The 25,254-nt window shown below is 73.1% G+C and carries 22 protein-coding genes; 10 read left to right on the top strand and 12 right to left on the bottom strand.

Annotation, left to right across the window (positions count from 1 at the left end; genetic code table 11):
* Nucleotides 1–85: 85 nt before the first annotated feature.
* Genes AB0I22_RS08565 through AB0I22_RS08555 form a run of 3 tightly spaced genes read right to left on the bottom strand, consistent with a single transcriptional unit; the run spans nt 86 to nt 3,125 of the window.
* Complete coding sequence (locus tag AB0I22_RS08565; RefSeq protein ID WP_363129918.1) at nt 86–1,381, bottom strand: sugar ABC transporter substrate-binding protein; 1,296 nt, start codon at nt 1,379–1,381, stop codon at nt 86–88.
* Nucleotides 1,381–2,229 carry a carbohydrate ABC transporter permease gene (locus AB0I22_RS08560; protein ID WP_363129917.1) on the bottom strand — a complete coding sequence of 283 codons (849 nt, stop codon included), beginning with the start codon at nt 2,227–2,229 and terminating at the stop codon, nt 1,381–1,383. Before AB0I22_RS08560 ends, AB0I22_RS08565 begins: the two co-directional genes overlap by 1 nt.
* A complete protein-coding gene (locus tag AB0I22_RS08555; RefSeq protein ID WP_363129916.1) occupies nt 2,226–3,125 on the bottom strand; it encodes a sugar ABC transporter permease in 900 nt (299 codons plus the stop codon). The genes AB0I22_RS08560 and AB0I22_RS08555 overlap by 4 nt, the downstream gene beginning before the upstream one ends.
* Before the next feature lie 359 nt (nt 3,126–3,484).
* Between AB0I22_RS08555 and AB0I22_RS08550 the strand changes: the two genes are divergently transcribed.
* Complete coding sequence (locus AB0I22_RS08550; protein WP_363130099.1) at nt 3,485–4,333, top strand: aminoglycoside phosphotransferase family protein; 849 nt, start codon at nt 3,485–3,487, stop codon at nt 4,331–4,333.
* 72 nt (nt 4,334–4,405) lie between these two features.
* On the opposite strand, the gene AB0I22_RS08545 is transcribed toward AB0I22_RS08550, so the two are convergent.
* Nucleotides 4,406–5,137, bottom strand: a complete 732-nt coding sequence (locus tag AB0I22_RS08545; RefSeq protein WP_363129915.1) for a GntR family transcriptional regulator — start codon at nt 5,135–5,137, stop codon at nt 4,406–4,408.
* Nucleotides 5,138–5,203: 66 nt separating this feature from the next.
* Between AB0I22_RS08545 and AB0I22_RS08540 the strand changes: the two genes are divergently transcribed.
* The 3 genes from AB0I22_RS08540 to AB0I22_RS08530 all read left to right on the top strand — a co-directional run bounded on the left by AB0I22_RS08540 (nt 5,204) and on the right by AB0I22_RS08530 (nt 7,332).
* Nucleotides 5,204–5,626 (top strand): VOC family protein, encoded by a 423-nt coding sequence (locus tag AB0I22_RS08540; protein WP_363129914.1) that lies wholly within the window; start codon nt 5,204–5,206, stop codon nt 5,624–5,626.
* Nucleotides 5,623–6,384: an SDR family oxidoreductase gene (locus AB0I22_RS08535; RefSeq protein ID WP_363129912.1), complete on the top strand. Its 762-nt coding sequence runs from the start codon at nt 5,623–5,625 to the stop codon at nt 6,382–6,384. The genes AB0I22_RS08540 and AB0I22_RS08535 overlap by 4 nt, the downstream gene beginning before the upstream one ends.
* 297 nt (nt 6,385–6,681) lie before the next feature.
* Nucleotides 6,682–7,332 (top strand): DUF4232 domain-containing protein, encoded by a 651-nt coding sequence (locus AB0I22_RS08530; RefSeq protein WP_363129910.1) that lies wholly within the window; start codon nt 6,682–6,684, stop codon nt 7,330–7,332.
* Between the two features lie 277 nt (nt 7,333–7,609).
* Here AB0I22_RS08530 and AB0I22_RS08525 read toward each other — a convergent pair whose 3' ends face one another.
* From AB0I22_RS08525 to AB0I22_RS08510, 4 genes are all read right to left on the bottom strand, one after another.
* Nucleotides 7,610–8,827: an ABC transporter permease gene (locus tag AB0I22_RS08525; protein WP_363129909.1), complete on the bottom strand. Its 1,218-nt coding sequence runs from the start codon at nt 8,825–8,827 to the stop codon at nt 7,610–7,612.
* On the bottom strand, nt 8,824–9,492 hold the full coding sequence (locus tag AB0I22_RS08520; RefSeq protein WP_363130098.1) for an ABC transporter ATP-binding protein: 669 nt from the start codon (nt 9,490–9,492) through the stop codon (nt 8,824–8,826). The genes AB0I22_RS08525 and AB0I22_RS08520 overlap by 4 nt, the downstream gene beginning before the upstream one ends.
* Before the next feature lie 167 nt (nt 9,493–9,659).
* Entirely contained in the window at nt 9,660–10,835 is a 1,176-nt protein-coding gene (locus AB0I22_RS08515; protein WP_363129908.1) for a peptidoglycan-binding protein, read from the bottom strand.
* The gene (locus AB0I22_RS08510; RefSeq protein WP_363129907.1) at nt 10,822–11,451 is read right to left on the bottom strand and encodes a hypothetical protein; all 630 of its coding nucleotides are present in this window, start codon (nt 11,449–11,451) and stop codon (nt 10,822–10,824) included. The genes AB0I22_RS08515 and AB0I22_RS08510 overlap by 14 nt, the downstream gene beginning before the upstream one ends.
* Nucleotides 11,452–11,579: 128 nt before the next feature.
* Here AB0I22_RS08510 and AB0I22_RS08505 point away from each other — a divergent pair, with 128 nt between their 5' ends.
* The 4 genes from AB0I22_RS08505 (at nt 11,580) to AB0I22_RS08490 (ending at nt 15,543) form a co-directional block, all read left to right on the top strand.
* Nucleotides 11,580–12,278, top strand: coding sequence for a response regulator transcription factor (locus AB0I22_RS08505; protein ID WP_363130097.1), 699 nt, complete (start codon nt 11,580–11,582; stop codon nt 12,276–12,278).
* Entirely contained in the window at nt 12,271–14,127 is a 1,857-nt protein-coding gene (locus tag AB0I22_RS08500) for a HAMP domain-containing sensor histidine kinase (protein WP_363129906.1), read from the top strand. Before AB0I22_RS08505 ends, AB0I22_RS08500 begins: the two co-directional genes overlap by 8 nt.
* A gap of 170 nt (nt 14,128–14,297) precedes the next feature.
* Nucleotides 14,298–14,924 (top strand): class I SAM-dependent methyltransferase, encoded by a 627-nt coding sequence (locus AB0I22_RS08495; protein WP_363129905.1) that lies wholly within the window; start codon nt 14,298–14,300, stop codon nt 14,922–14,924.
* A 127-nt stretch (nt 14,925–15,051) separates the two neighbouring features.
* Nucleotides 15,052–15,543 (top strand): DinB family protein, encoded by a 492-nt coding sequence (locus tag AB0I22_RS08490; protein ID WP_363129904.1) that lies wholly within the window; start codon nt 15,052–15,054, stop codon nt 15,541–15,543.
* Between the two features lie 15 nt (nt 15,544–15,558).
* On the opposite strand, the gene AB0I22_RS08485 is transcribed toward AB0I22_RS08490, so the two are convergent.
* From AB0I22_RS08485 to AB0I22_RS08470, 4 genes are all read right to left on the bottom strand, one after another.
* The gene (locus tag AB0I22_RS08485; protein ID WP_363129903.1) at nt 15,559–16,350 is read right to left on the bottom strand and encodes a DUF6796 family protein; all 792 of its coding nucleotides are present in this window, start codon (nt 16,348–16,350) and stop codon (nt 15,559–15,561) included.
* 115 nt (nt 16,351–16,465) lie between these two features.
* Nucleotides 16,466–17,545 (bottom strand): FAD-dependent monooxygenase, encoded by a 1,080-nt coding sequence (locus tag AB0I22_RS08480; protein ID WP_363129902.1) that lies wholly within the window; start codon nt 17,543–17,545, stop codon nt 16,466–16,468.
* Nucleotides 17,545–18,339, bottom strand: a complete 795-nt coding sequence (locus AB0I22_RS08475) for a 3'-5' exonuclease (RefSeq protein ID WP_363129901.1) — start codon at nt 18,337–18,339, stop codon at nt 17,545–17,547. Before AB0I22_RS08475 ends, AB0I22_RS08480 begins: the two co-directional genes overlap by 1 nt.
* Before the next feature lie 224 nt (nt 18,340–18,563).
* The gene (locus tag AB0I22_RS08470) at nt 18,564–19,808 is read right to left on the bottom strand and encodes an SAV2148 family HEPN domain-containing protein (RefSeq protein ID WP_363129900.1); all 1,245 of its coding nucleotides are present in this window, start codon (nt 19,806–19,808) and stop codon (nt 18,564–18,566) included.
* 467 nt (nt 19,809–20,275) lie between these two features.
* Here AB0I22_RS08470 and glgX point away from each other — a divergent pair, with 467 nt between their 5' ends.
* Both glgX and treY read left to right on the top strand, forming a co-directional pair.
* Nucleotides 20,276–22,429 carry a glycogen debranching protein GlgX gene (gene glgX / locus AB0I22_RS08465; RefSeq protein WP_363129899.1) on the top strand — a complete coding sequence of 718 codons (2,154 nt, stop codon included), beginning with the start codon at nt 20,276–20,278 and terminating at the stop codon, nt 22,427–22,429.
* Nucleotides 22,430–22,742: 313 nt separating this feature from the next.
* Nucleotides 22,743–25,181, top strand: a complete 2,439-nt coding sequence (gene treY / locus AB0I22_RS08460; protein ID WP_363129898.1) for a malto-oligosyltrehalose synthase — start codon at nt 22,743–22,745, stop codon at nt 25,179–25,181.
* Nucleotides 25,182–25,254: the final 73 nt, after the last annotated feature.

The raw sequence follows: 25,254 nt of genomic DNA, 5'->3' as shown, positions 1-25,254 counted from the left end.
TACGTATCGTGCAATGTCATTTCCGGGTGGGCGCGGCGCCGACCCCGACGGGCGCGGTACGGGCGTACGCGCGCCCGTACCCCCCTCACCTCTGATACCGCGCCAGCACCAAGTTCCCGTCCTCCACCAGCCGTCGGCGCAGCTCGCCCATCCCGATCGCGCCGCTGTAGTACTCCTGGAACGCGGGCGTGGCGATCTTGTCCTTCCACTCCGGGTAGCCGCGTACCGACCGGGCCGGGGCCGGGCGCAGATCGGCGGCGAGCGCCGCGCCCGTGGACCAGCCGTGCCGCGCGGTGTGCAGCTCCGGGGCGGCGAGCGCCTCGGCGCCCGTGGGCAGCATCCAGTCGCCCTTCGCGAGCCGCGCCATGTTCGCCGGCCGCAGCAGGAAGTCGATGAACCGCACCGCCTCCTTCTTGTGCGGGCTGTCCTCGGCCACGGACAGGGTCTGCGGGCTCACGCCCTGGCTCCGCTCGCCGCCGGGCCCGGCGGGCGCGGGCAGCACGGTCCAGTCGAACCCCTCGGGCGCCTGCTGGACGATCTGCTGGCGGTAGGAGAACCCGAGCGGCACCATCGCGTACTTGCCTCCGAAGAAGCCCGGCAGGGTGTCGGCGCCGCCCATGGACAGCGTCGTACGGGCGGCCGAGCGGTCCCGTACGACCTGGTCGCGGATGACGCGCGGCACCCGTTGGTCGGCGGCGGCGAAGCGGACGGCGGCCTTCCCGTCGGCGCCCCGGTGGAAGACCTGGCCGCCGGTGGACAAGGACAGGTTGAGCGTCGCGGAGACCGGGTCCTTCAGCGGCCAGGCGACGCCGTACGTGCCGCCGCGCGTCATCCGCCTGGCCGCCTCCTCGAACTCCGGCCAGCTCCACGGGTGTTCGGCGTCGGGAATGCGCACGCCCGCCTTCTTGAGCAGCGTGCGATTCGCCATGATCACGCGCGGCTCCTGGAGGAACGGCACACCGTAGACGCCCTCGCCGAATGTCGCAGCCTGCCAACTCCGCCGCGGGATATCGGATTTCAGGCGCGCGGGCAGGAGGGGGCCGAGATCGGCGAGGTAGCCGCCGTACGCGAAGTCGGCGAGGTCGTCGGAGGCGTCGTGGATGATGTCCGGCGCCTCGCCGCCCTCGAAGGAGGTGAGGAGCTGGTCGTGGACGCTCTCCCAGCTCCCCTGCACGTACTCGACCCGGATATCGGGGTGGGCCGCGTTCCACTCCCGTACCAGGCGCTTGTTGATCTCCACCGACTCGTCCTGCCAGGCGAGCGACTGGTAGCGCAGGGTGATCCGGCCGTCGTCGCGGTCCGTTCCGGAGGCGCAGCCGGCCAGGAGGAGGGCGAGCGCGCAGACGAGGGCGGCGACGGCGGCGAACGGGCGCGTGCGCATCAGTTCTTCACCGCCCCGGCCAGCATCCCGCCGGTGATCCGCCGCTGCACGAACGCGAAGAGGACGAGCGAGGGGAGGGTGGCGAGCAGCGCGGCGGCGGCCAGCGGGCCGAGGTCGGCCACGCCCTCCGCGCCGATGAAGTGGGTCAGTACGACGGGCATCGTCTGCTTCTCCGGGGACTTCAGCAGGACCAGCGCGAAGAAGAACTCGTTCCAGGAGGTGATGAACGCGAAGAGGACGGTGGCGACGATGCCCGGCGCGAGCAGCGGCGCGGTGACCGAGACCAGGGTCCGCAGCCGCCCCGCGCCGTCCACGGCCGCCGCCTCCTCCAGTTCGCGCGGCACGGCCCGTACGTACCCGGTGAGCATCCACAGCGCGAACGGCAGCGCCCAGACGACGTACACCATGACCAGCCCCGGCACGGTGTCGACCAGGCGCAGGGTCTTGAGGACCAGGAAGAGCGGGATGATCACGAGGACGATGGGGAACGCCTGGCTGACGACCACCCAGCCGCTCGCCGCCCGCGTCAGCCGGGAGCGGCGGCGGGCCAGTACGTAGGCCATGGGCGTGGCGATGACCGTCGCGATCAGGGCGGCCGAGGCGGCGGCGGTCAGGCTGTTGAGGGCGGCGCGCAGCAGGGGCTGCTCGTCGAACGCCTGCCGGAAGTTGTCGAGGGTGGGGTGATCGGGAATCCAGCCGGGGTGCAGGGAGGCCAGTTCGCGGGCGGGCTTGAAGGCAGTGGAGAGCAGCCAGGCGAGGGGGAAGGCGAGGAAGACGAGGTAGCACAGGAGGGCGAGGTACTGGCCGGCGCGGGTCGCGGCGCGCCGCGCGGGGCGCCCCCGGCTCATTCCTCGCCTCCGTTGAGCCGGCCCGCCAGATAGCAGGCGAGGAGCACGGCGACGACGGCGACCATGACGCAGCCCATCGCGGCCGCGTAGCCGAACTGCCCGTAGCGGAAGGCCTCTTCGTAGGCGAAGAGCATGGGGAGCCGGGTGTGCCCGCCGGGGCCGCCGTTGGTCAGGACGTAGACGAGGGCGAAGGAATTGAAGTTCCAGATGAAATTGAGCGCGCTGATGGCGAGCGCGACGGGCCGGATGGCGGGCCAGGTCACGGCGGCGAACCGCCGCCAGGCCCCCGCGCCGTCCATGGCGGCGGCCTCGTGCAGCTCGCCGGGCACGTTCTGGAGCCCGGCGAGGAGGGCCACCGTCGTCTGCGGCATGCCCGCCCAGACGCCGACGAGGACGACGGCGGGCAGCGCGGTGGACAGCCCGCCCAGCCAGTCGACGCCGGTGCCCAGCGTCTCGTTGAGGATGCCCGCGTCCGGGTGGTAGACGAGCCGCCACATGATGCCGACGACGACCTCCGGCATCGCCCAGGGCACGATCGCCAGGGCGCGGGCCGCCCAGCGCAGCCGCAGGTTCTGGCCGAGGAGGAGCGCGAGGCCGAGGGCGAGCACGAACTGCGGGACGGTGACGCCGACCGCCCACACCAGCCCGACGCGGAACGACTCCCAGAAGAGGGAGTCGTGCAGGAGGTCGCGGAAGTTGAGGAGGCCGATCCAGCGGGTGGGCGCCGTGCGGCCCGACTGGGAGTCGGTGAACGCGAGCGCGATGCCGTAGAGCAGCGGGCCGACGCTGAGCAGGAGGATCGGGATCAGCGCGGGCAGCACCAGGAACCAGCCCCCGGCGGCGCGCGGCCCGCTCACGGGCTCGGCCGACCGCCTGGGCGCGGTCGCGAGGGTCACGTCAGGGGCTCCTTGGGATCGGCTCGGCGACGGCTCGTACGGGCGCCCGGCCCCTGGGCGGCCCAGGCCCACGTCATCGTGGTGAGGGCGGGAACCGCAGTCAAGGGTTGTGCGGGGGCCGGTGTGGCGTCCCCGTGTCGCGTGGTGCGTCCACGCCGTCCGGAAGCAGGCGCCTTGCACCCGGCACCTGCCACCCGGCGCCGGGGCCCGTCGCCGGGGAGAGGACAATTGTCGTGATCGACTCAATAGCCTGCGGAGGATACGGCGTGGCGGACGCGGCGGCATCAGCGAATACAGCGGACTCGGCGGACTCAGCGGACTCGGCGGATTCGGCATTCACCGAGCGACGGGCGCGCGAGCTGCTCGCGGCAGCGGGTCTTCCCGGCCTCGCCGCCGACGCGGCGCTGGTCGCGCTGGGCGAGAACGCGGTCTTCAGCGGGCAGGGCCTGGTGGCCAAGGTGGGGCGCGACCCCGAACTGCTGCCGCGCGCCGCGCGCGAGCTGCGGGTGGCCCACTGGCTCGCCGAACGCGGCGTCCCGGCCGTACGGGCCGCCGAGCCCGAGGCCCGTACGGCCGACGGCCGCCCGGTCACCCTCTGGCACCGGCTCCCCGAGTCCGCACGCCCCGCCGGCCCCGCCGACCTCGCCGGCCTGCTGCGGCTGGTCCACGCGCTGCCGTCGCCGGGCCCGGCCGACGGCGGCGAACTGCCGAGGCGCGAACTGCTCGGCGGCGTCGAACGGTGGCTCCGGCTGGCCGGCGACACCATCGACCCGGCCGACGCGGCGTACCTGCGCGAACGCCGCGACGGCTTCGCCACCGCGGCCGCCGCCCTGACCCCGCGCCTGGAACCGGGCCCGATCCACGGCGACGCGCTGCCGCGCAACGTCCACGTCGGCCCCGACGGCCCGGTCCTGGTGGACCTGGAGACCTTCTCCGCCGATCTGCGCGAACACGACCTGGTGGTGATGGCCCTCAGCCGCGACCGCTACGGACTCGCCCCGGCCGCCTACGACGACTTCGTCGCGGCCTACGGGTGGGACGTGCGCGAGTGGGACGGCTGCGCCGTGCTCCGGGGCGCGCGCGAGACCGCCAGCTGCGCCTGGGTCTCCCAGCACGCCCCCGGCAACCCCGCCGCCCTCGCCGAATTCCGACGCCGCGTCGCCTCACTGCGCGACGGCGACCCCACGGTGCGCTGGCGCCCCTTCTGACGTTCCGGCGGTACGGGCCCCTTGGAGCAGCGCGTACGGGTGGCCGTCGGAGTGACCGACCGGTCCGGCGCACTAATCGTCAGCGCCTGCCGAACGACGCCTGACGATCGGCCCCTGACGGTCGGCGGCGAAACCTGTGCGACCGGCGAGCAGGCTGCATCGGGCGGACTCGACGTGTTCCTCGGCGCGCCGCGCGAGCGTCTCGCGGTCATCCGAGCGCAGCAGCGCCGCCAGTTCGCGGTGCTCGTCCACGACGCGGGCCCGGTAGTGCTCGAAGCCGAGGGCGATACGGCGGGCCTGGAACAGGTGGACCTGCGAGCGGACGGCGTGCCAGGCGGCGAGGAGCCTGCCGTTGTCCGCGGCGTCGTAGATCCGGTCGTGGAAGGCGAGATCGAGAGCGAGCAGCCGTGTCCCGGCTGCCTCGCGGCCGGCCTCTACCGCCATCTCCCGTACCAAGGCGTCGAGTTCGTCCAGCTGACCGGCGGTGGCCCTGCCCTGGGCGCTGGTCGCCGCGAGCCGGTCCAGTGCGGCGCGCAGGGTGTAGACCTCGTCGACGTCCTGGGGCGTGACGTCGATGACGGTGGTGCCGCGGTGCCAGGCGCTGCGGACGAGCCCCTCGCGGTCGAGGTGTGCGAGCCCTTCGCGCACCGATCCGCGGCTGACGCCCAGCGAGGCGGCGAGTTCGACCTCTCGCAGCTGCGATCCGGGCGGGAAGTGGCCGGCGAGGATCGCTTCGCGCAGGAGGTCGGCGGCCTCTTGCGCCAGGCCGCGGCGGCTGGCTTTGGGGAGCGGTGCGGCAGTCATGTCTGAATGTTGACATTCGACATCGGCGCTTACAAGCTGGCGGCACACCGAGCCGAAGGAGTGCCGATGTCCATGCGCCCCGCCTTCCATCTGGCCGTACCGGTCGACGACCTCGACAACGCCCGCACGTTCTACGGCGACGCCCTCGGGCTGCGCGAGGGGCGGTCCGGCGACCACTGGATCGACTGGGACCTGTGCGGCCACCAGTTGGTGACCCATCTGATCCCCGGCGACCGCGTGCCGATCGGAACCAGTGAGGTCGATGGGCACGCGGTGCCCGTGCCGCACTTCGGGCTGCTGCTGCCGACCGAGGACTTCCACGCACTCGCCGAACGCCTCCGCGCGGCCGGCGCCGAGTTCGCCGTCGAGCCCTGCCGCCGCTTCCCCGGCGAGCCGGCGGAGCAATGGACGATGTTCCTGCGCGATCCGGCCGGCAACGCGCTGGAGTTCAAGGCGTTCCGCGACGAGGCCCAGGTGTTCGCGCGATGAGGCGGGTACTGGTCACCGGGGCCTCGCGCGGTATCGGCCGGGCCGTGGCGCTGGCGTTCGCCGAGTGCGGGGACCGGGTGGGGGTGCATTACGCGGCCAACCGCGCCGACGCCGAGGAGACGCTGCGGCGGCTGCCCGGCTCCGGTCACGCCCTGCTGGCGGGCGACCTCGGCGACCCGCAGGCCGCGCGCGACATCGTCGATGAAGCCGTGGACCTGCTGGGCGGGGTCGACGTCCTGGTCAACAACGCCGCCACCGCGACCTCCGACGCCACCCGGCACCCGGTGGCCGAGGTGTCCTACGAGGACTGGCAGCGTGTCTGGCACCGCATGGTCGACGTCAACCTGCTCGGCGCGGCGAACGTCACCTACTGCGTCGCCCGGCACCTGATCGACCGCGCCGGCACGGGCAGCATCGTCAACATCGGCTCCCGCGGCGCCTTCCGCGGCGAGCCCGACTTCCCCGCGTACGGCGCGAGCAAGGCCGCGCTGCACGCCTTCGGCCAGTCGATGGCCGTCGCGCTGGCACCGCACGGCATCGCGGTGACGTCCGTGGCGCCGGGCTTCGTGGCGACCGAGCGGCAGGCCCCCAGGCTGGCGGGTCAGGACGGCGAAAGCCTGCGCGACCAGAGCCCGTTCGGGCGGGTCGGGACGCCCGAGGAGGTCGCGGCCGCGGTGCGCTATCTCGCCTCACCGGAGGCCGCCTGGTCCTCCGGAACGGTCCTCGACCTCAATGGCGCGTCCCATCTCCGCACTTGAGCGGCTGTCGTCCTCAAAGCACGCGCGATGTCGCCGATGGGCCGGCCACCTCCTCATGGCAGGTGGCGCCGCGCGGCCGCGCCGCCCGGCGCCCCGGGTCCGAGCGTCGCACGGCGTCCGAGCGGCGGTTGCGGCAGGACGCGGCAGGACGCGGCAGGACGCGGCAGGACGCGGCAGCCAAAAGTTAGCCGGACGACAGCGGGGGCTGGAATATTGACTGCCGTCCGGGGGCGAGAGGATCGGCAACGGACACCGAACCGTGCCGGGCACCACGCCCACAGCTACCGAGGAGCACCCATGCACCGCCGTAAAACCGTCCGCAGGGCCGTAACCGCCGCCGCCGTCGGGCTGGCCGCCACCGCGGCCCTCACAGCGTGCGGGGCGAACGACTCCTCGGACTCGAACGGCAAGAGCGGCTCCTCCTCGACCGCGGCGCCGTCCTCGGACACGCTCAGCGGGTCGTCGGCGGACTCCTCCAACGGGTCGGGGGCAACGTCCGGGAAGAGCTCGGACACCTCCTCGACATCTTCGACGTCCTCGAAGGCGTCGACGTGCCGCACCGCGAATCTGCGCATCACGGCGAAGAACCAGGGCGAGGCCAACGAGGGGCTGGGCTCGATCGTCATCAGGTTCACGAACACCGGCGGCAACTGCCGGATGAACGGGTTCCCGGGCGTCGACCTGAAGACCAACTACGGCACACAGTCGGTGGACCGCAACAAGCAGGAGGTGGGGATGGCGTTCACCCTCAAAGCGGGCAAGACGGCCACCGCGAACGTTGTCTACCCGATCAACGACACCGGCGGCTCCGGCGTCCACGGCACCGCCCTCGTGGTCACCCCTCCGAATGAGACGCACCACGCCACCGTCCCGGTCGAAGTCAGCCTGCCGGTGAGCGACAAGGGCAATGGGGGCCTGGAAGTCACCCCGATCTTCGAAGAGCACTGACAGACCGCGCGGCAAGACTGTCGCCGCGCCGCCGCCGGGCCGGGTGAGGGCGGGGCGGGGGCGGGGCGGGGAAGCGCTCCGCCCGTGTTCGTAGCGGCGGAGGAGACGGCGGCGGCCGGCGCGGTCGGTGTCCGGGCCCTGGCCGAGAGTGTGGCGCCCCGCCCCGGCCGTGGTGGCGGGACGGGGCGCCGCAGGCGAGTGACACTCCCAGGGCGCGGCCATTCCGGAAGTGCCTCACCGTGCACCGTGCGGGGCTACGGAGAAGGCGTTGGGCGGCTCACTGTGTGGCCAGTGCCTCGGTCGGGGCGAGCCGGGCCGCGCGTACCGACGGGTAGACGCCCGCGATCACGCCCACCAGGATCGCGCCGCCGAATCCGGCGCCCACCGCGCCGGGCGGGATCACCAGCGGCCAGTCGCGCCAGGCCGCGTACCCGAGGGTCGCCGCGGCTCCGATGACGGTGCCCGCCACCCCGCCGAGGCCGCTCAGGACCACCGACTCGGTGAGGAACTGGCCCCTGATCTGGCCCCGGTTGGCGCCGAGCGCCCGGCGCAGGCCGATCTCCCGGCGTCGTTCGAGGACCGAGATCACCATGGTGTTGGCGACGCCGACGCCGCCGACCAGCAGCGCCACCGCGCCGAGGCCGAGGAAGAGCGCGGAGAACGTGTTCTCGGTGGCCCGCTTGGCGGCCAGCGCGTCCGAGGGGCGGCTGACCTGCACCATGGCGGGCTCCTGCGGGTTCAGTGTCGCCGCGAGGACGCCACGTACCCCCTCGATGGCGTCCTCGCGCGCCTTCACGTAGACGACCGTCGGGTGGCCGTCGAAGGCCAGGCGCTTGCGTGCGACGTCCCAGCCGATCAGGACCGAACTGTCCAGCTCGTCGGCCAGCGGCACCGGCGCGAGGATGCCGATGACGGTGTACATGTCCTTGCCGATGGCCACTTGGGGCGCTTGTCCGCCGCTCATCATGGTCCGGTCGACGCCGAGCCGGGTCGCCGCGTCGTGGCCGAGTACGACGGTCGGGAAACGGGAGCTGGTCGCGTCGAGGAAACGGCCGCTCTGCAGGTGGGCGTTGACCGACGAGAGCAGGTCGGTGCGCGCCGCGAGCGCCGCGATCCCGGCGCCGTCGCTCTCCGGCACCTGGTCCGAACGGCGCACCTTCGCATGGGTGTTGCCGACCGCGCTGGCCCCGGTCACCGGTCCGACCCGAAGCGCGGAGGCGACCGAGCTCTCGGGCAGCAGTACGGGCGGCTTGTGGTCGGGCACCGGTTCGGCGCGCAGCATGTTCGTGCCGAGTGCCGACAGTTCGTTCATCAGCGCCTTGTGGCTGGAGGCCGGGATGCCGATGACCAGGATCAGGGTCGCGATGCCGATGGAGATGCCGAGCGCGGAGAGCGCGGCGCGCAGTTTGCGGGTGCGTACGCCGAGCAGGCCGAGCCGCAGGATGTCGCCGGGGGAGAGCCGTACGGGGCGCACGGATCCCGACGGCGCCCTCATGAGGACGTCCCGGACGCCGTGTCGGCGACCACGCGGCCGTCGAGGAGCTCCACGCGGCGCGGCAGCTGGGCCGCGATGTCCCGGTCGTGGGTGATGACGGCGATGGTGGTGTCCTCCGCGTTGAGCCGGGTCAGCAGGTTGAGTACGGAACGGCCGTTGGCGGTGTCCAGGGCGCCCGTCGGCTCGTCCGCGAGGACCAGCGAGGGCCCGTTGACCAGGGCGCGGGCGATGGCCACGCGCTGGCGCTCGCCGCCCGACAGCTCGTGCGGACGGTGCTCGGCGCGGTGCGCGAGTCCGACGCGGGACAGCGCCTCCAGGGCCAGCGGCCGTCTCTTGCGGCGGGCGACTCCCGCGTACAGCAGGCCCGTCGCGACGTTCTCGGCGGCGCTCAGGCCGTCCGTCAGATGGAACTGCTGGAAGACGAAGCCGAGCCGTTGGCCGCGCAGCGCGGACAGCTGCCGGTCGGTGAGCGTCGCCACGTCCTGCCCGTCGATCTCCACGCTGCCCTCGGTCGGCCGGTCCAGGGTGCCCATCAGGTTGAGCAGCGTGGACTTGCCGGAGCCGGACGGGCCGAGGATCGCGAGCAGTTCGCCGCGTTCGACGGTGAGCGAGACCCGGTCGAGAGCCGTGACGCCGCCCGCGTAGCGGCGGGAGGCCGCGTGCACGGCGAGGACGGGCGGTGTGTTCCCGTACCCGCTGTTCGGCGGCGCGTTCTCGTACCCGCCGTCGGGCGGCACGTTCCCGTACCCGCCATCCGGCCCCGACCTCGACTCCGCCTCCGCCCCCGGCGGCGGCGCCGGGGCGGGGGGCGCGGAATACGCCGGTTCCGGGGTCACGAGGCCACCACGACCTTGGCGCCCTCGGTCAGGCCCTTGCCCGTCACCTCGACCATGCCGCGCGAGAACATCCCGGTCTTCACGGCGATCAGGCTCCCGCCCGGCCGCTGCACCGCGTAGCCGCCCTCGCTGAGGGCGAGGAGCGCGCCGACCGGGACGGTCAGTACGTCGTGCCGGGTCTGCGAGGTGAACCGTACGCGGACCGAAGCCGCGTCGAATTTCCCCGGGGCGGAGTCGGTGAGATGCACGGTGACGTCCGACTTGGCGGGGCCGCCCGAATCCGCGTCGCCGCCGCCCGACACGGTCCGGCTGATGTTGCTGACCTCGCCCGGCGTCTCCTTGCCGTCCGGCAGGATGACGGAGACCTTCGCGCCCTTCTTGATGGAACCGACGTCGGTCGTCGCCACCGACACGGTCACCGCCTTCGCGGTCGGCGTGAGGGTCAGCAGTTCCCCGGCCGCGTCGTCGCCGAGCTGCGCCTTGACCACGCCGACCCGGACCTGGCCGGGCAGCACCAGGACGTCGCCGACGTCGAGGGAGCCGGTCGGCGCCATGCCGACGTACTTCTGCCAGCGCTTGATCGCGGCGCTCAGCGAAGCGGTGAACCGGCCCTGGTCCGCGCCGGCCCCGCCGGGTCCGGGCCGGCCGTCGGAGCCGCCGGGCACCCCGTCGAAGTCGTATCCGAGCGCCCGCAGGTTGTCCGCGACGACCTTCACGTCGGGGCCCTTCGTGCCCGGCTTGTCCAGCTTTCGGTAGAGCGGGGTCGCGCCGTAGAAGACGGGCACCGGATGGTCGTCCACTTTGTACAGGGGCTTGCCGCGGGTCACGGTGGCGCCGCTGGCCGGCAGCCAGGTCACCACGCCCTTCTTGCTGCCCTTGACCGGCTTCTCGGTCCCGTAGCCGAGCGTGCCGCCCAGTTCCTGCGTGTCGGAGAGGTCCGTGCGCTGCACGGCGGCCGTCTTGACGGCCGCCTTGCCGGTGGCCGCGGTCCCCTTCGACCCGCCGTCGGTGGCCAGCACGACGCCGCCGGCGATGGCGGCCACCACCAGGACGCCGGCGGTCACGAGAACGGCGCGGCGCCGCCGGGGGCGGGGCGCGGGGGCGTCCGCTTCTTCGTCCGCGTACGCCGCGTCGCCGTCGTCCGTCGGCGCCTCGTACTCAGTGCTTGCCACCGAAGGCCTCCAGCTCGCACGCCTTCTCGATCTTGTTCTCCTGGGCCTCGCTGAGGCCCGACGACTGGTCCGTGAAGGACCAGTCCGTGCCCTTGTCGCCGCCGAGGACGACCTTCATGCCCTTGTCCTGCATGCACTTCACCTCGGCCGCGAGCATCTGGTCGAACTTCGGGTTCTTCTTGCGGTCCAGTACGTCGGGCGCCTGCGGCATCTTGCTCTCGCACTTCGTGTACGCGGCCTTCGGCTCCTTCTTGCCCCCGACGCCGAGGACCTTGCCGTCGGGACCCGCCGGAAGGTCGTGGCCCCGCTGGCTGTTCATGCGGACGCCGTTCTCCTTGAGGCAGCCGTAGTAGCGGTCCCAGATAGCGACGATCTCCTCGTCGGTCGAGTCGAGGCGCCACCGGGGACGGCCGCTGTCGGACGAGGCCTTGCCGGAGTCGTTATTGGCGCCCGCTCCGGGCTTCCCCGTCTCGATGGACGCGACCCCGTCTGCTTTGTCCCCCTTCGCATCGTCGCCGCCCCCGCCGCAGGCGGTGAGCAGTGTGGTCAGGGCGAGGGCACAGGCGGCGGACAGCCAGGCGGTCCGTGCGGAGCGGCGAGGGGTGGAAATCGGCATGCCACGAGAGTGGCGGCCGGATATGAAGAACTTGTCAGGCCGATGTCGCCATGCCGTCAGCCCGCTCTCCCCGGTCCGGACGTCCCCGCGCGGGCGGCCTAGGCTCGGGCCTCGTGAACGCGTACGTGATGGTCGCCGAGGACGACGAGAAGCAGGCCGAGCTGGCCCGCCGCTACCTGGAGCGCGAGGGCCACACCGTGGTCGTCGTGCGCGACGGGCGCGAGGCGCTCGACCACCTCCACCGGGCCGCACCCGACCTGCTCGTGCTCGACGTGATGATGCCGCGCCTCGACGGCCTCGACGTCGTCCGCTCCCTGCGCGCCGAAGGGCACGAACTGCCCGTCCTGATGCTCACCGCGCGCTCCACCGAGGACGACCTGCTGCTCGGCCTCGACCTGGGCGCCGACGACTACCTCACCAAGCCCTACAGCCCGCGCGAACTCGTCGCCCGGGTCCGCACCCTGCTGCGCCGCGCCGCACGCACCGCCCCCAACCTCGCCCCCGCGCCCGACCCGGTCCTGCGCGTCGGCGCCCTCGCCGTGGACCCGGACCGCCACCTGGTCACCGTCGAGGGCGCCGAAGTCGTCTGCACTCCGGGCGAGTTCCGCATCCTGTCCGCGCTCGCCGCGGAGCCCGGCCGGGTCTTCAGCCGCCGGCTGCTCCTGGCCGAACTGCACGGTTTCGACCGCTTCATATCGGCGCGCACCGTCGACGTGCACATCCTGAACCTGCGCAAGAAGATCGAGGCCGACCCGCGCGCCCCCGCCCGGCTGCTCACCGTCTACGGCGTCGGCTACAAGCTCACGGCAGGCAGCGTCCATGCGTAGCCGCCGGGGCGCGCCGCGCGACCGGCTGCCGCTGCGCCGGTCGCTCCTCGGCCGCCTGCTGCTCGTCTCCGCGCTCGTCGCGCTCTGCTCCGTCGCCGCCACCGCCTGGCTCGCCGTGCAGACGACGTCCGGCGCGATCAAGCAGCAGCAGGGCCGGCTCCTCGCCGACGACACGGAGATCCTCGACTCCCTGACCGGGTACGCCGCCACGCACACCTCCTGGGACGGCGTCGCCGGGACCGTACGCGACCTCGCGCGCCGCACCGACCGCCGTATCGCCCTCACCGCCGAGGACGGCGCGCCGATCGTGGACAGCGCCCCGTCGGCCGGGGAGCTGCCGTCCCGGGCCTCGGCGCTCGTCGATCCGCTGGCCGGCACCGGCGACACCCCCATCGACCCGCGCGCCGTCGGCCCCTTCCGGCTCCCGGCCGCCGAACGGCCCCTGCTCAAGGCGCTGGCCGGACGCCGTGCCAAGTGCCTCACCGACCGCGGCATCGACGCCGCCGTGGCCCTCACCCCGAGCGGCCGGTCCGTCGTCCGCACCCTCGGGGACCCGGCGGACAGCCGCACCCGCGACTGCTCGCCCCGGCCGCTGAACGCGCCGACGCCGACCGAGGCCAAGGCGCTCAAGACCCTCGACCAGCTGCTCGCCGAGTGCCTGGACACCGGGCCCGGAAGGAGCGTCCACGTCAACCCGGACTTCAGCTGGCGCGTGCCGCGCGCGGCGGACCCCGCCCTGGAGGCGCGCGTCCCGGCCTGCCTGACCCAGGCCCGGCAGAAGCAGCTACGGGCATACGTCGCCCCGACCGCCCGGCTGATCCTCGCCTCGCCCCGGTCGGAGGGAACCGCCGCACAGGGCTTCACCCTCTCGCCGGGCAACACGGCGCGGATCGCGGGCGCCGCCGCCCTCGTCCTCGCGCTCACCGTCGGCGCCTCCGTGCTCGCCGCGACCCGGCTCGTGCGGCCCCTGCGCGCGCTCACCGGCGCCGCCCAGCGGATGCGCGACGGGGACGACGACGCGCGGGCCGTGGTGCGGGTACGCGGCGACGACGAGATCGGACGGCTCGCCGCCGCCTTCAACGAGATGTCCGAGCAACGCGCCCGCCTCGCCGAACAGCGCCGCGCGATGGTCGGCGACGTCGCCCACGAACTGCGCACCCCGCTGTCCAACATCCGCGGCTGGCTGGAGGCCGCGCAGGACGGGGTGGCCGCCCCCGACGGCGAATTCATCGCCTCTCTGCACGAGGAGGCCGTCCTGCTCCAGCACGTCATCGACGACCTCCAGGATCTGGCCGCCGCCGACGCCGAGGAACTGCACGTGCACCCCGAACCGGTCGGCACGGCCGAACTCCTCGGCCAGGTAGCCGCCGCCCACCGGGCACGCGCCGAGGCCGCGGGCGTCACCGTCACCACGGACGTGCCGCCCGGCCACTGGCTCACCGCCGACCCGGTCCGGCTGCGCCAGGCCGTCGGCAACCTGGTGTCCAACGCGGTACGGCACACACCGCCGGGCGGCTCCGTACGCGTCACCTGCCGCCCCGGCCCCGCCGGGGACACCGTCATCGAGGTCGCCGACTCCGGCACGGGCATCCCCGCCGACGACCTGCCGCACGTCTTCGACCGCTTCTGGCGCGCGGAGAAGTCCCGCTCCCGACGCACCGGAGGCAGCGGCCTCGGCCTCGCCATCGTCCGCAAGCTGGCGGAGGCGCACGGCGGCACGGCCGACGTCCGCAGCGCCGTCGGCCAGGGGTCCGTCTTCACCCTGCGACTGCCGAAGGAGCACCCCGCCGAGGACGGTAAGACCGCGGGAATCGAAGCCCGGGGCGCCCGCCCCGACCGGTGTCCTTAGAAGCGACCGTGGTCCGAGAGTCCGGAGCGCCCGCCCCGGGTCCAGGGGCGGTGCGCGCCGCAGGCGATGGCCTCCGGTGCGGCCGTCTTGCCGAAACGGCATGGATTGGTGCCAGTTCCGGGCTCGTCGGCTAAGACTGTCCCCTCACGAAACCGAGGGGAAGGAACCCAATGGAGCACGTCGACGCCGCTGCGTACTGGGACAAGATGTACGCGGAGCGACCCGCGGCCACCGATCCGCGGCCGAACGCACGCCTCGTCGAGGTGGTGTCCGAACTCCCCTCGGGAGACGCGCTGGACCTCGGGTGCGGTGGCGGCGGCGACGCGCTGTGGCTCGCCGGCCGGGGCTGGCGGGTCACGGCTCTCGACGTCTCGGCCGTGGCGACATCCCGGCTCACCGAGCTGGCCCGCTCGCGCGGTCTGAGCGACCGGATCACCGCCGAACAGCACGACGCGCGCGCCTCGCTGCCGGAACTGCGGCTCGATCTGGTCACCGCCCACTACTTCCACGCCCCCTACGACATGGACCGGACGGCCATCCTCCGCTCCGCCGCCCACCTGCTGCGCCCCGGCGGCCGGCTCCTGGTGGTCGATCACGGATCGACGGCGCCGTGGTCGTGGAACCAGGATCCGGATGTGCACTATCCGACCCCCGAAGAGGTCGCGGCGCCGATGCGCCTCTCGCCTGAAGAGTGGACGGTCGAACGCGCGGACTCGCCGCGCCGGGTCGCGACCGGCCCCGACGGGAGCACCGCCGAGGTCATCGATCATGTTCTGCTCATCCGCCGGAACGCGTGACGCCGCCTCGCGAAGTCCGCAGGCCGCAGGCCGCAGGCCGCAGGCCGCAGGCCGCGACAAGCACTGCACGGCACCACATGGCACCGCACCACATGGCACAGCATCGCGTCGCACAAGGAGAATCTCCGTGCCCACCGCCCCTCGCCGCAGCGACACCCCTCCGCCCCGCACCGCGAACAGCGAAGCCGACGTCCTGCGCGGGTTCCTCGACTACCTGCGCACCTCGATCGCCGCCAAGGTCGAGGGAGCCCCGGAGCCGCAGGCCCGCACATCGGCGGTGGCCTCGGGCACGACCCTGCTCGGCCTGCTCGGCCATCTGACCGCCGTCGAGAGCGCGATGTTCACCGGCGAGCAGGTCACCGACTGGCAAGCAACGCTCCGGCCCGCCCCTCAGGACAGCGTCGCCGACGTCGCCGCCCGCTACCGGGCGGCCGTTGACCGCGCGAACGAGGTCCTCGACGCGTGCGCCGACCTCGGCGCACCACTCCCCCGGGCGGGGCGTTCAGGCTCAGCGCCGAGCGTTCGCTGGGCGCTGACGCACATGATCGAGGAGACCGGCCGCCACGCGGGCCACGCGGACATCCTCCGCGAACTCATCGACGGCTCCACCGGGCGCTGAGCGGGCCGGCCCGCTTCACACCGCCGGGTTCTCCCGCTCCGGCGCGCCGGCCGTCCCCTTCTCACCGTCCGATGCCGCCACCGGCGTCGGACGGTCCCTGTCCATCCCCGTCCCCGGGCGCGCCTTCCAGAGCGCGATGGTCGACACCGTGAACATCAGCAGGTTCCCGATGCTCAGCTGCGCCCCCTGGACCGCGGTCCCCACGGAACCGGGCAGCACCGCGGCGATGAACCCGCCGAGGGGAAGGAAGATCAGCGGATTCACCACGCACATCCACCGGGGGAAGACGGTGGCGCCCCGGAGCACGCAGACAGCCATCCATACGGACCCCAGCACCCAGCAGGCCAGCAGCACCCCGTAAGGGATCATCAGTACGTCCGCCATGTCGCCCGGCAGCCCGGTCAGGGCTGCCGACCGCGAGCCGGAGGCGTCGACCGCCTTTGCCGCCTGGCCCCAGTAGTAGAAGGAGCCGTGAGCAAAGGGAGCGAGCGCGAAGCCCGCGGTGAGCAGCAGGAACGGCGGCAGGGAGAGCAGCCGCCGCGCCGGGCGGAGCCCCTGGTACAGGTGCCAGCACGCGACCAGGTAGAGCGGACCCGTCAGCACGCCGAGCAGCGCCCCCCAGGCCAGTCGCGACGTGGACGCCGGCAGCATCGCGGCCAGTGAGTCGCCGGCCGTTCCGCTGTAGTCGTTCAGCAGGGGATGATCGGCGGCCGACGCCATGGGTTTGCCCAGGAGCAGGATGTCCCCGACGAGCCAGGCGATCGACGCCAGAACGCCCGCGATCCCGGCGAGCCGTACCAGTCTCATCCCGCTTCCACCCATCCGCACAGCGCCGGCACCCGGCGCAATGATCAAAGTATGGTTAGCCTAACCTAACCATCTGGAGTGGTACAGGGAAGGTTCCATCGGTCTCGCAAGAGCCTCAACGCGCGCCCACCCACCGCCGGATCGCGGTGTCGAGCCACCCCGAAGCATCCGCGTCGGATGACGTCGCGGCCCCCGCGATCACGCCGTCCGGACGTACGCACAGGCTCGGCGGCGACGCGAGCGCCACACCGGACTCGGGGGCGGGGTCCGCCACGTACGCGATCCGCGGCTTCAACTGGCGCACAGAGTCGACGAAACCGCCGTCGGGCGACCGGTCGACGAGGACGAAACGGCCGTCGCGAGCCTGGTCGGCAAGCCGGCTTCCGGGCGCCGGCGGGATGTCGCCGGCTATCGAGCCGACCGGCGCCACGGCGTCGGCGGCGGCGACGCCGTCGTCGTAGCGCCGCGCGATGCCCGCGGTCAGCGCGATCATGCGGTTCATCGCCCCCGGCACGGTGAACAGTTCGCCGACGACGATCTTCCGGAGCTGTGCCGTGTGCTCGTCGCCGCGCATCAGCGCGACCTGCGCCCGCGTCCAGTCCAGGACCCACGCCGCGATCGGGCGGCGCTCACTGCCGTACATATCGAGGAGGCTCTCCGGGGCCCACCCGTTGACCGTCGCGGCGAGCTTCCAGCCGAGGTTGACCGCGTCGCCGAGGCCAGGGTTCAGCCCCTGACCGCTGAACGGCGAGCGCACATGCGCGGCGTCGCCCGCGAGCAGCACCCGGCCGTGCCGGTACGAGCGCGCCTGCCGGGCGTTGTCCGACCAGCGGGTCGCGCGGCCCCGAATGCCCTTGACGGTCACGCCGGTTCCGGTGACGTCCCGCACTGCGCCCTGCGATTCCTCGACCGTGACGGGTGCGCCCCGGTCCTCGGGCTGCGGGCCGAAGCGGGCGACGAGGATACGTCCCGGAATCGGGCCGTACGCGTAGATGCCGCGCGGCGTCCACGTCCAGCCGCACCCCAGCCGGGCGCAGCGGTGGCGTGCGCGCGGGACGGTCGTCCGGTCCGCTACGAGCGGTGGCCGAGCCCCGCGGCCGGAAAGACCGCCCTCCGCGCGCGCACGTGCGTCATGCGTACGAGGACACGTGGGGCCCGGACACCGGCCCGCCCTCCGCGCGCGCACGTGCGTCATCAGCTCATCCGGGGATGACCACTCGTCCGCTGAACGGGAATCCGGCCGGACCCGGGCGAGGACGGCCCCCCTTCGGGACGGGCGTCGCCGTTCGGGATCACCGGCCAGGCCGGCTCTATGTACGCGGTGGGGTTCGACGTGCGGCGCAGGTAGCTCTGTAGCGAGGCGGACTGCTCGGCCGCGGCGGCGACTTGGAGTTCGTACAGGTCCGCGAGCGGTATCGACCCCACGGGCGCGTGCGTCTCGCCCACGCGCCGTGCCGCACGGGCGGCGGCCACCGCGTCGGCCTCCGCGTGGTGCGCGGCGTCGAGCGGTACGCCGTAGTGGGCGCAGAGCGCTTGCAGGGTGCGCTTGCCCTTGCGGTACCGGTCCGCGTGCTTGTCCAGCACGAGGGGGTCGACGACCGGCCAGGGGCCGGGGCCCAGCCGTTCCGACAGCGGTGCGACGCCGTGGCGGCGGCACTCGCGGTCCAGCAGCGACAGGTCGTACCGCGCGTTCATGACCACGAGCGGCGCGCCCGCGCGCAGCACCTCGGCGACGGCGTCCGTGATCTCCGCTATGGCGGGCGCGGCCGAGGAGCCGTGGGCGCGGGCCCGCTCCGTGGAGATGCCGTGGATGGCGGCGGCCTCTTCGGGGATGGCGATCCCCGGGTCGAGCAGCCAGGTGCGCTCGCCCGCGACGCCGCCGCCCGGCTCCAGCCGTACGAGTGCCGCGGTGACGACGCGGTCGTGCTCGACGTCCGTACCCGTCGTCTCCAGGTCGAATCCGGTCAACGGCCCCCGGTACCAGTTCATCGCGACCCCCTCCTCTGTGGTGCTTCCCCCGACTGGTCCCCAGCCTCGCATGCCCCACTGACAATGCCCCCGGCCCCCGGCGCCCACGCCCGTGACGGGCCTCTCGCGACGCCGCTCCCACACCGACGGCCGCCGCGCCGACAGCTCCGCGCCGACAGCCTTCGTAAGGCCGTCACCCCGACGCTCCGTCACCGCCCCCGCGGCGCCGTCTCTCTACGACCTCTCTACGACACCGGCCGCGAGTCCGCCCACACCCCGTCGAACTCCTCCCGGTATGTCGCGAAGAGTCCGTTGTCGGCGTCCTGGTCCTCCCGTACCACGTCGCGTTCCCGCCCTCCGCCGCGCAGCACCAGCACCGGCGCTTCCATGCCGCGCGCCTTGCGGAGGTAGGACTGGACGACGGCGAGGCCGTCCGCGCCGTCGCCGTTGACGAGGTAGGCGGTGAAGCGCGGCGTCTCGTCGAAGACGCGGATCTCGAAGGCGGCGGTGTCCCGGAGCCGGTCGCGCACCCGCCGCATGTGCATGATGTTCATCTCGACGGAGCGGCTCATCTCGCCCTTTTTGATGCCGAGTTCGCGCTCCCGGCGGCGTACGGCGCTGCTCGCGGGGTTGAGGAAGAGCAGTCTGGAGCGGCAGCCGGCCTCGGCGAGCCGCACGAGCCGCCGCCCGGAGTAGTTCTGCACGAGGAGGTTCAGACCTATGCCGACCGCGTCGAGCCGTCGGGCGCTGCCGAAGAGGTCCTCCACGGGCAGTTGCCGCTGGAGGCGCACCCGGTCGGAGTGGACGCCGATGACGTCCGCGTACCGGTCGCCGACCAGGTCCTCCACCGCGTCGACCGGCAGCCGGCCGGCGGCCGAGCTGTGGGCGCCGACGCCGAGGATCTCCAGCAGCCGGGCGGAGGCCCGTTCGGCCTGGGCGAGCACGGTCACGGACAGGGCGCGGTTGCGGGAGACGACGTTGCGGGAGACCTCCAGCTCGTCGAGGGCCAGCTCCAGCTCGCGTCGGTCGTCCATGTAGGGCTCGAAGCAGGGCCAGTGCTGTACGAGCAGTTCGCGCAGCTGGGGCAGGGTGAGGAAGGAGAGCACGTTGTCGTCGGCGGGGTCGAGCAGATAGCCCTTGCGGCGGCTCACCTCCCGTACGGCGGCGGCGCGCTGCACCCATTCCTGCCCGGCGGGCCCGGCGGCGGCGACGACCCACTCCTCCTCGCCGTGCACCGGTTCGTAGACCGGCCGCAGCACCGCGGCGACGACGGCGCGCAGCCGCTGTTCGACGAGGTTGAGCCAGATGTAGGCCCGTCCGGCGCGCCGCGCCCGCGTGCGCACCTCGCTCCACGCGTCGGCGCCCCAGTCCAGCTCCGCGCCGATCTCCATCGGCCGTGCCAGGGACACCGCGCCGGGTGGAGCGTCGGTCGAGCCGTCTCCCTCGGAAGCTTCGCTTCCGGGGGGCAGCTCCAACCCGCCCGAGCTCACCTGTGCACCGCCTTCCGCCCCCGTCCAACGATCAAGGCAGACTACTGTGCGGCGGGAGTGCGGTGCAGCCCGATGGGGGCAGTCCTGCGCCAACTCTCCCACTCGCGGTATCCGTTGCGGCCGGGCCCGGCGGAGGGAGTGAGCGGATTCATAGCGACCGCCCGTCATGGACGGCCGGGGACGGTGGTACCGGACCGGTCGAGGACGGCAGTGCCGGACCGACCTGGGACGGCGTACCGGCCTGGCGCGGCAGTATCGGACCGGTCGGGACCGTGGCCCGATGCCCGGTCCCACCCATTTGTCCGAGGGTCACCCGGTTGGAGTGACCGAAGTAAGAGGTGGCCGCTCTGCTTTTGGGGAAGATCTGCCGAAAGGACCGCCCGAAGGCGTCAGTTGGGCGAGGATTCCATTCCGACCTGGAGCAGGGGTCCCCACGGCGTCCGATACAGAAGTGGAAGAGTCGACTCATGCAGGTCTGGCCGGGACAGGCGTACCCCCTCGGTGCCACGTACGACGGCGCCGGCACCAACTTCGCGGTCTTCTCGGAGACCGCCGAGCGGATCGAACTGTGTCTGCTGCACGACGACGGCTCGGAGACGGCGGTGGAGCTGCGCGAGACGGACGCGTTCGTGCGCCATGCGTATCTGCCCGGCATCATGCCCGGTCAGCGGTACGGCTTCCGGGTGCACGGCCCGTACGAGCCGGAGCGCGGGCACCGCTGCAACTCCGCGAAGCTGCTGCTCGACCCGTACGCGCGGGCGGTCGGCGGGCAGATCGACTGGGGCGAGGCGGTCTACGGCTACCACTTCGAGCGGCCCGAGAAGCGCAATGACATGGACTCGGCGCCGCACATGATGTCCTCGGTGGTGGTCAACCCCTACTTCGACTGGGGCGACGACCGGCCGCCGCGCACCGACTACCACCGCACGGTCATCTACGAGGCCCACGTCAAGGGGCTGACGATGCTCCACCCGGAGCTGCCCCAGGAGCTGCGCGGTACGTACGCGGCGCTGGCCCACCCGGCGGTCATCGACCACCTGACGAAGCTGGGGGTCACGGCGCTGGAGCTGATGCCGGTGCACCAGTTCGTACAGGACCACCGGCTGGTGGACTCCTCGCTGGCCAACTATTGGGGCTACAACACCATCGGTTTCTTCGCCCCGCACAACGCGTACGCCTCCTGGGGCGACCGCGGGCAGCAGGTGCTGGAGTTCAAGTCCGCCGTGCGGGCGCTGCACGCGGCGGGCATCGAGGTCATCCTGGACGTCGTCTACAACCACACCGCCGAGGGCAACCACCTCGGGCCCACGCTCTCCTTCCGGGGGCTGGACAACCTCTCGTACTACCGGCTGACCGACGACCCGCAGTACTACATGGACACCACCGGCACCGGCAACTCCCTGCTGATGCGCAGCCCCCATGTGCTCCAGCTGATCATGGACTCGCTGCGGTACTGGGTGACCGAGATGCGGGTGGACGGCTTCCGCTTCGATCTGGCGGCGACGCTGGCCCGTCAGTTCCACGAGGTGGACCGGCTGTCGTCGTTCTTCGACCTGGTGCAGCAGGACCCGGTGGTGAGCCAGGTGAAGCTGATCGCCGAACCGTGGGACGTGGGCGAGGGCGGCTACCAGGTGGGCAATTTCCCGCCTTTGTGGACCGAGTGGAACGGAAAGTTCCGCGACACCGTGCGGGACATGTGGCGCGGCGAGCCCCGGACCCTGGCCGAGTTCGGCTCCCGGCTGACCGGCTCCTCCGACCTCTACCAGGGCGACGGCCGCCGCCCGCTGGCCTCGGTCAACTTCGTCACCTGCCACGACGGCTTCACCCTGCACGACCTGGTCTCGTACAACGAGAAGCACAACGAGGCCAACGGCGAGGACAACCAGGACGGCGAGAGCCACAACCGCTCCTGGAACTGCGGCGCGGAGGGCGACACCGACGACCCCGGCGTGCTCGCGCTGCGCGAGCGCCAGATGCGCAATTTCATCGCCACGCTGATGCTCTCCCAGGGCGTACCGATGCTCAGCCACGGCGACGAGTTCGCCCGTACGCAGGGCGGCAACAACAACGCCTACTGCCAGGACAACGAGATCTCCTGGGTGCGCTGGCCCTCTCCGGATACGGAGGGCGAGGGAGGCGAGGAGGACGGGGACGGCGGAGACCCGGCCCGCAGACTGCTCGACTTCACCCGCGCCATGGTGTGGCTCCGCCGCGACCACGCGGTCTTCCGGCGCCGCCGCTTCTTCCACGGCCGGCCGATGCAGGGCACCCACGACGACCTGTCCGACATCTCCTGGTTCACGCCCGAGGGCGAGGACATGGTCCAGCGCGACTGGCAGGCCGATCACGCCAAGTCGCTGACGGTCTTCCTCAACGGGAGCGCCATCTCGGAGCCGGGCCCGCGCGGCGAGTCCATCGCGGACGATTCGTTCCTGCTGATGTTCAACGCGCACGACGAATCCATGGAATTCACGGTTCCGGTCGACCACGGGAGGCAGTGGCAGCTGATCGTCGACACGGCCCGGCCGGACGGCGTCGAGCGCGCCGGCCCCAAGGTCCAGGGCGGCGACCGAATCACCCTCGCGGACCGCAGCCTGACCGTCCTCCAGCGCCCGGCCTGAGGAGCCGACGGACGGGGGCGGCGGGCGGCGGATTCCCCCGACGGACCGACGGACCGCCGGGCGCCGGAGTTACCCGACGGGCCCCGGGCCCCTCCGACCGGCCGACGGGCCACGGCCCCCTCTGGCCGGCCGACGGGCCACGGACCCCTCTGCCCGGCCGACGGCCATCCGACGGTCCGATTCCGACAACGCCTCGTCCGACAGCCCGGCGATCACCCCCCCTGCCCAGCGAGATCGCCCGCCCACGGCCCGATAGTGCGTGTACCGCCCACATGGATCGCCGGAGCGCCCCGGCGCGGGTACGTACGTTCCCATGAGGCCCGATCCCGCCGCACCGCCCACCGCCACCTACCGGCTCCAGCTCCAGCCGGAGTTCCCGTTCTCCGCCGCCGAACGGGCCGTTCCCTACCTCGCCGACCTCGGCGTCTCCCATCTGCACCTCTCCCCCGTGCTGGAGGCCGTGCCGGGCTCCGCGCACGGCTACGACGTGGTGGACCACAGCGCCGTACGGGCAGAGCTAGGCGGCGAGGACGGGCTGCGCGCGCTGGCCCGTACCGCGCACGCGCACGGGCTCGGACTGGTCCTCGACATCGTGCCGAACCACATGGCGGTCCCCGCGCCCGAGCGGCTCAACCGCCCGCTGTGGGAGGTGCTGCGGGACGGCCCGGCCTCCCCGTACGCGCGCTGGTTCGACATCGACTGGGCCGAGCACGGCGGCAAGGTGCTGCTGCCGGTGCTCGGCGGCCGGCTCGGCGAGGAACTGCGCCACCTGAGCGTGTCGGGCTCGACGCTGCGCTACTACGACCACGAGTTCCCGCTCCGCCCCGGCACCGAGCGGCTGCCGCTGCCCGGCGTGCTGGACCAGCAGTGGTACCGGCTCGGCTGGTGGCGCCTCGCCCGTACGGACCTCAACTACCGGCGGTTCTTCACCATCTCCGACCTGATCGCGGTGCGCGTCGAGGACCCCGAGGTCTTCGACGCCACGCACGCCAAGGTGGTGGAGCTGCTGCGGGACGGCGTGCTCGACGGCCTGCGCGTGGACCACCCGGACGGCCTCGCGGACCCGGCCGGATATCTGCGTCGGCTGCGCGAGGCGGCCGGGGGCCGGTGGACCGTCGTGGAGAAGATCCTCGGCCGCGACGAGCGGCTGCCCGCCAGCTGGCCGGTCGCCGGGACCACCGGCTACGACGCGCTCGCGCGCATCGACGGCCTCTTCATCGACCCCGAGGGCGCCGAAGAACTCGCCCGCGCCTACCGCGCCTTCGCCGCCCCCGCCGCCGACCGGGGCGGCGACTGGCCCGCGACCGCCCGCCGGGCCGCCCGCAAGGTCGCCGTCCACGAGCTGGCCTCGGAGGTCGAGCGGCTGGTGCGCACCGCCGACCGGATCTGCGCGGCGCGGCCCTCGCTGCGCGACCACGCCCCGGCCGCGCTGCGCACCGCGATCCACGAACTCCTGGTCCGGCTCCCCGTCTACCGCCCGTACGCCGTGCCCGGCTCGCCCGCCGCCCCCGAGGATGCCGCGCTTCTCCAGGAAGCGGCGGAGGGGGCCCGTACGGCCTTCGCGGTGCCCGCGGAGGCACACGCCGTGGACGTCGTGCGGGACGCGGCGCTCGGCCGGCTCGGGGACGGCCCGGACCAGCGGGACTTCTGCGCGCGCTTCGCGCAGACCGCCTCCGCGCTGCGCGCCAAGTCCGTCGAGGACACCGCCTTCTACCGCTACGCGCCGCTGCTGTCCGCCGCCGAGGTCGGCGGCGCGCCCGAGCGCCCGGCCGTGGCGCCCGAGGAGTTCCACGCCTACTGCGCCCGTACGCAGCGCGACTGGCCGGCCTCCGGCACGGCCCTGTCCACGCACGACACGAAGCGGAGCGCGGACGTCCGCGCCCGGATCGCCGCGCTGAGCGAACACCCGCACCAATGGCGGGAGTTGCTGGCATCACTGGAGCCTCTGGCACCCCTGGACCCCGACGCGCACCACACGGCGGCGGGCTCCGCGCCCGACAGGCATGTCGCCTGGGTGACCTGGCAACTGGCCCTGGGGCTGGGCGACGCGGACGCTGATGCCGCCGCCGAGCGGCTGGTTCCGGCCGTGCTCAAGAGCGTGCGCGAGGCCGCGCTGCGCACCACCTGGACCGAGCCCGACGCGGCGTACGAGGCGGCGGTGACGGCGTTCGCCGAGGCGGGACCCTGCGGTCCGGCAGGCGCCGAACTCGCCCGGTTCCGCGCGGCGATCGCCCCGTCCGTACGGGCCAGCACGCTCGGAGCGGCCCTGCTGCACCTGACCATGCCCGGCGTACCGGACCTCTACATGGGCACCGAACGCGAATATCTCGCCCTGGTCGACCCGGACAACCGCCGCCCGCCCCGCCTGCCGGACCAGCCCCTCGGGGAGGCCGGTGCGGCCCCGGGCAGCCTCTCGGACGAGAAACTTCTGCTGACGCGCGCCGCGCTGCGGCTGCGCCGGTCGCGCCCCGAGTCGTTCGGGACGGCCGCCTCGTACGAGCCGCTGGCCGCCACCGGCCCGGCCGCCGGCCACTGCACCGCCTTCGCCCGCTCGGGCGCGGTGGTCGGCGTGGTCACCCGGCTCCCCCGCCGCCTCGCGGACACCGGCGGCTGGCGCTCCACGGCACTGCGACTGCCGGACGCGGACAGCGGCTGGCACGACCTGCTGACGGGCCGGGCCGTGGCCGGCGACGTCGTCCCGCTGTCCGAGCTGCTGGGCCTCTACCCGGTGGCGCTGCTCGTACGGGCATGAGCGCGGGGATGCGTACGGGTATCAGCGCGGACGCGCGTACAGGTCTGAGCACGGGTGCGCGTACGGGCATGAG

The sequence above is a fragment of the Streptomyces sp. NPDC050610 genome (assembly GCF_040654875.1).
Lineage (GTDB): Bacteria > Actinomycetota > Actinomycetes > Streptomycetales > Streptomycetaceae > Streptomyces.
The sequence above is the reverse complement of the archived record's forward strand: the minus strand, read 5'-3'. Positions and strand labels throughout refer to the sequence as shown.

Excerpts from the sequence above, each read along its gene's own strand:
- AB0I22_RS08565 (WP_363129918.1), bottom strand. The coding sequence starts at position 1,381 with ATGCGCACGCGCCCGTTCGCCGCCGTCGCCGCCCTCGTCTGCGCGCTC.
- AB0I22_RS08560 (WP_363129917.1), bottom strand. The coding sequence starts at position 2,229 with ATGAGCCGGGGGCGCCCCGCGCGGCGCGCCGCGACCCGCGCCGGCCAG.
- AB0I22_RS08545 (WP_363129915.1), bottom strand. The coding sequence starts at position 5,137 with ATGACTGCCGCACCGCTCCCCAAAGCCAGCCGCCGCGGCCTGGCGCAA.
- AB0I22_RS08540 (WP_363129914.1), top strand. The coding sequence starts at position 5,204 with ATGTCCATGCGCCCCGCCTTCCATCTGGCCGTACCGGTCGACGACCTC.
- AB0I22_RS08535 (WP_363129912.1), top strand. The coding sequence starts at position 5,623 with ATGAGGCGGGTACTGGTCACCGGGGCCTCGCGCGGTATCGGCCGGGCC.
- AB0I22_RS08530 (WP_363129910.1), top strand. The coding sequence starts at position 6,682 with ATGCACCGCCGTAAAACCGTCCGCAGGGCCGTAACCGCCGCCGCCGTC.
- AB0I22_RS08525 (WP_363129909.1), bottom strand. The coding sequence starts at position 8,827 with ATGAGGGCGCCGTCGGGATCCGTGCGCCCCGTACGGCTCTCCCCCGGC.
- AB0I22_RS08510 (WP_363129907.1), bottom strand. The coding sequence starts at position 11,451 with ATGCCGATTTCCACCCCTCGCCGCTCCGCACGGACCGCCTGGCTGTCC.
- AB0I22_RS08505 (WP_363130097.1), top strand. The coding sequence starts at position 11,580 with ATGGTCGCCGAGGACGACGAGAAGCAGGCCGAGCTGGCCCGCCGCTAC.
- AB0I22_RS08500 (WP_363129906.1), top strand. The coding sequence starts at position 12,271 with ATGCGTAGCCGCCGGGGCGCGCCGCGCGACCGGCTGCCGCTGCGCCGG.
- AB0I22_RS08495 (WP_363129905.1), top strand. The coding sequence starts at position 14,298 with ATGGAGCACGTCGACGCCGCTGCGTACTGGGACAAGATGTACGCGGAG.
- AB0I22_RS08485 (WP_363129903.1), bottom strand. The coding sequence starts at position 16,350 with ATGAGACTGGTACGGCTCGCCGGGATCGCGGGCGTTCTGGCGTCGATC.
- AB0I22_RS08480 (WP_363129902.1), bottom strand. The coding sequence starts at position 17,545 with ATGACGCACGTGCGCGCGCGGAGGGCGGGCCGGTGTCCGGGCCCCACG.
- AB0I22_RS08475 (WP_363129901.1), bottom strand. The coding sequence starts at position 18,339 with ATGAACTGGTACCGGGGGCCGTTGACCGGATTCGACCTGGAGACGACG.
- glgX (WP_363129899.1), top strand. The coding sequence starts at position 20,276 with ATGCAGGTCTGGCCGGGACAGGCGTACCCCCTCGGTGCCACGTACGAC.
- treY (WP_363129898.1), top strand. The coding sequence starts at position 22,743 with ATGAGGCCCGATCCCGCCGCACCGCCCACCGCCACCTACCGGCTCCAG.